Annotated in this window: 2 protein-coding genes and 1 pseudogene; 2 read left to right on the top strand and 1 reads right to left on the bottom strand. The window is 44.5% G+C overall.

Annotated elements, in window-relative coordinates; all coding sequences use genetic code 11:
* Positions 1–223, bottom strand: a pseudogene (locus tag HMPREF3112_RS11850) (MSCRAMM family adhesin SdrC); the annotation flags it as partial.
* Positions 224–251: 28 nt separating this feature from the next.
* Between HMPREF3112_RS11850 and HMPREF3112_RS11845 the strand changes: the two are divergent.
* Positions 252–485, top strand: a complete 234-nt coding sequence (locus HMPREF3112_RS11845) for an LPXTG cell wall anchor domain-containing protein (RefSeq protein ID WP_277752922.1) — start codon at positions 252–254, stop codon at positions 483–485.
* Between the two features lie 273 nt (positions 486–758).
* The coding region (locus HMPREF3112_RS06150) for an accessory Sec-dependent serine-rich glycoprotein adhesin (protein ID WP_141738655.1) at positions 759–4,041 on the top strand (3,283 nt) is incomplete at its 3' end.

The raw sequence follows: 4,041 nt of genomic DNA, 5'->3' as shown, positions 1-4,041 counted from the left end.
CATCAACATCTGCGTCAGAATCAGCAAGCACATCCGTTTCAGTCTCTGCGTCAGAATCAGCAAGTGCCTCTGAGTCAGCCTCTGCGTCAGAATCAGCAAGCACATCTGCATCAGTCTCTGCATCAGAATCAGCAAGCACATCTGAGTCAGTAAGCACATCCGCTTCAGTTTCAGTATCAGAGTCAGCCTCTACATCGGCATTCTTAAGTGCCTCTGAAAGCACAAGCACTTCAACAAGTATCTCAACTTCATTGAGTACATCAGCAAGTCTTTCAGCGTCAGCATCAACAAGTGCTTCAGTATCTGCCTCAGAATCAACTTCTGAAGTGAAGGATCCTAACCACAAACGTGGTAGCCAAGCGCTTCCTAAGACTGGTGAGGAAAACTCATCATTAGGTATGGCCTTGGGTGCTTTGGCAACTGCAACGGGTCTTGGATTTCTTGCCAAACGTAAGAAAGATGAAGAAGAAAGTGAAGACTTCTAAGCTTTAGTAAGTTTAATCATTAGCTTCTAGCTAGACAATCAAATATCCCCTATCGATTAGAGTGATTTCCTAATTGGTAGGGGATTTTTTTAGTTTGATATTCTAAAAATACAAATAGTTTTAATAAGTCTTAGGGTTAGCATTATTATCGTATTTTTTGGGAAATGAATGAAAGGATTAATCGCTAGAAAGCAATCTTGAAATGAGATTTTTTGCTTAATTTTATGATAAAATTGAAAGGAGTGTTTTAATCAAAATATAAATGGAGTATATATGTTTTTTAGAAGGAATGAAGGTCAATATCGTGAAACCGATCGTGTGACACGGTTTAAATTGGTTAAGTCAGGGAAGCACTGGCTTCGCGCGGCGACGTCGAATTTTGGTCTTTTCAAGGTGCTTAGAGGGGGTGTGGATGCACCGTCTGTTGCTGCCCAGCAGGTAGAGGTGGAAGCACCTGCCTTTTCAGGTCAGACAGTGCTTAAGGGAGTGCTTGCAACTGGGGCCTTGCTTGGTGGTTCAGTTGCGACTCACGTGGCTCATGCGGATGAAATGACTGATCAGCCGATTTTGGAAAGTGAAGCAGGAGCTAAGACTGATCTCTTAGCTGCATCTGATTCCGTTGTTCTTGGAAATATGGAGTCTGTGTCCAGTGTTCAAGAGAGTCAAGTAAATAGTCAAGAGTCATCTGAAACTGCGTCAAGACAGACTTCGGAGGCTTCTTTGAGTGAGTCTTTATCACTCAGCCAATCGGTGTCTGCATCTGAATTAGCTTCTAAATCGACATCCTTGTCATTGAGTGCCTCGCTTTCTGCTTCCTTGTCAGCTTCATTAGCTTCTAAGTCGGAATCAGTAAGTCAGACGGATTCTTCTGCTCACAGTCAGTCTGAGAGTGCGCTTGGAAAAACTTCAGAGCATAGCGCAAGTGCCTCTGTTCAGTCAGTTAGCAAAAGTGATAGTAGTAGCGACTCTAAAGTGGGGATGGCTCTTGTCAGCTCGGAGTCAACCTTATTAAAGGCTTCCTTGACATCCGAAGTTCAAACGAATCGCCAATTGTCAGATACGGCGACTGGTTTGCTAGCTGCGTCAGTTGTGGCTGATGCTGAGCGTTTAGAGCAAGAAAAGCGTCTCAAAGATTTAGCCTTAGACATTTATACCTATAAAGCTCAAGCTGTTGATTTGCCAAATACGGATGCTGCTATTCTCAAGGGAGCTAAAGCCCTGGATGCCATTCGTGTTAGTCTGGCTGATCGTGACAGTGATGTGACGCCTACGATTGCTCAGGCTCGTCAGGCGAGAAATAGTCTTGCCAATGCGGTTCTTCGCGCGACATCTGGTCAACGTGATCCTCGTAATGGTTCTCGAATTGATGCTAATAGTAACCTCCGTGCACCCCAGTATAATTTAGGGCTAGCTAACAATGCCTTGATTTCTGTTTATAACTCTGACTATATCAATCAGGCTTATAATGTTGTTGAAACCGTTCCTACACGAAATAGTATTAAAAGCATTGGCTACGCTTCTGGTAGTGATCGTGTGAATGGGATTAACGTGCCTCAGACCTCTGCATTGAAAAATAGTGCAGTGGCCTTTAATATTGTGGGGACTGTTGGGCAGACAGAGGTCGTAACGCCTGGGAAAATTTATAATGTTTCTTTTGTAGTGACTAATACGGCTAAGCAGTCAGTGACACGCACGCTTCGTATTCAGGTTTTGCCGCAAAATGATGGTATTCGTAATCCGATTACGGCGGTGACAACGAGTACTTTTGTTAATGACACAAGTAGTCTCGCTCAGGCTGAAAAAGATAAGGTTTGGGAGGCTTTTAAGACTGCTAACCCAAATATTGCCACTTCAAAGGACTTTAAATCTTATTCCGTTTCATCATCTGGTGTGGTAACCATTACTTATAAAGATAACACCACTAATGATGTCACTGCTCCAGTGAAGCGCCTACCAGCACCAACCGTTGAAACGAGATTATTGGATAAGGGTTATACACAGACGCCTGTAACGGTGACAGGGGCTGAGCCAGGATCAACGGTTGTTCTATACAATAATGACGACGAAGTTGGGACAGCAGTGGCAGATGCTTCGGGTCAAGCGATTGTGACGCCGACTGTTAAGTTACAAACAGGTGGTGTAACAGCCAAAGCTCGCATCATGTATGGTGATTATGCGGTGTATTCAGATGCTAGCAATTCCGTGGCTGTAACGGACGGAACGCGTCCTGAAGTGATGGCCAAGTTGACTGTTGATGGTGTGGAACCTAAGTCAACGCCTCTCGAAGGTGGTGGGAAAAACTATACCCTCTATGCTGGTGATGATGCTGTTTTGACTTTCACGGCTACAGATGACAGTGGCAAGCTTAAAGAAATGAAAGTCGTTGCAAGAGCCGATTTGAATGACAATGCCTTGAACGGCAATTTCTTTGGTAGTAGCCAGTACGGAACTGGTAATATTGCACCGATTACGGGAGATATCACAGCTACGACTGATAATCCTGCAACCATCACAACGACCATTCATTTGAAGGATGATCTTTATCATTCATACCGCAACACATGGCAACGTAATGTTGCTGCTATTGACAATGCATCAAATATGAACCGTCCAAATGGCTTGGGTGAAATTCGTATTACTCAGGGGCGCTTGGCAGATCGTACACCGGGTGTGGCGCCGACAAGCACTATTCAGGTGACCAGCCTGACTGCCCTAACAGACGCAGATAAGAGTAAGATTATTGCGGCCGTGTCTGCCTTGAATCCAGAGGTCGCCAACCGTATTAAGTCTTATACGGTTAATAGTGATGGTACGGTAACGATTACTTATAAAGACAGTACGACCAATGTTGTGACGGTGAAATTGTCGGATAGTGATTACAGCCAGTCAGTGTCGCAAAGTGCCAGTCAGTCTAAGCAGGAATCGATTTCTCAAAGTCGAAGTGAGTCTGCTAAGCAGTCTGCATCGACTAGCCTTTCATTGAGTACGGTAGCCTCAAAAAGTGTCTCAAGTTCTTTGAGTGAATCTTTGAAGACCAGCCAATCTCGAAGTCAATCCGCTTCAACGAGTGCATCTTTGAGTGCTGAGAAATCAACGAGTGTCTCAAGTTCCTTGAGTGAATCCTTGAAGACCAGCGTTTCACAAAGTCAGTCAGCCTCAACGAGTGCGTCTTTGAGTACTGTGAAGTCAGCGAGCGTTTCAAGTTCCTTGAGTGAGTCCTTGAAAACCAGCGTTTCGCAAAGCCAGTCTGCTTCAACAAGTGCGTCTTTGAGTACCGTGAAATCAGCGAGTGTTTCAAGTTCCTTGAGTGAGTCTTTGAAGACGAGCGTCTCACAAAGTCAATCTGTTTCAACAAGTGTGTCTTTGAGTGCCGTGAAATCAGCGAGTGTCTCAAGTTCCTTGAGTGAGTCCTTGAAGACAAGCCTCTCACAAAGTCAATCCGCATCAACAAGTGCATCTTTGAGTGCTGAGAAATCGGCGAGCGTTTCAAGTTCATTAAGTGAGTCCTTGAAGACCAGCGTATCACAAAGTGAATCCGCTTCAACAAGTGCGTCTT

The sequence above is a fragment of the Streptococcus sp. HMSC10E12 genome (assembly GCF_001807855.1).
GTDB lineage: Bacteria > Bacillota > Bacilli > Lactobacillales > Streptococcaceae > Streptococcus > Streptococcus salivarius.
Note: the sequence above shows the minus strand (reverse complement) of the source record. Positions and strands in the feature narration are given on the sequence as shown.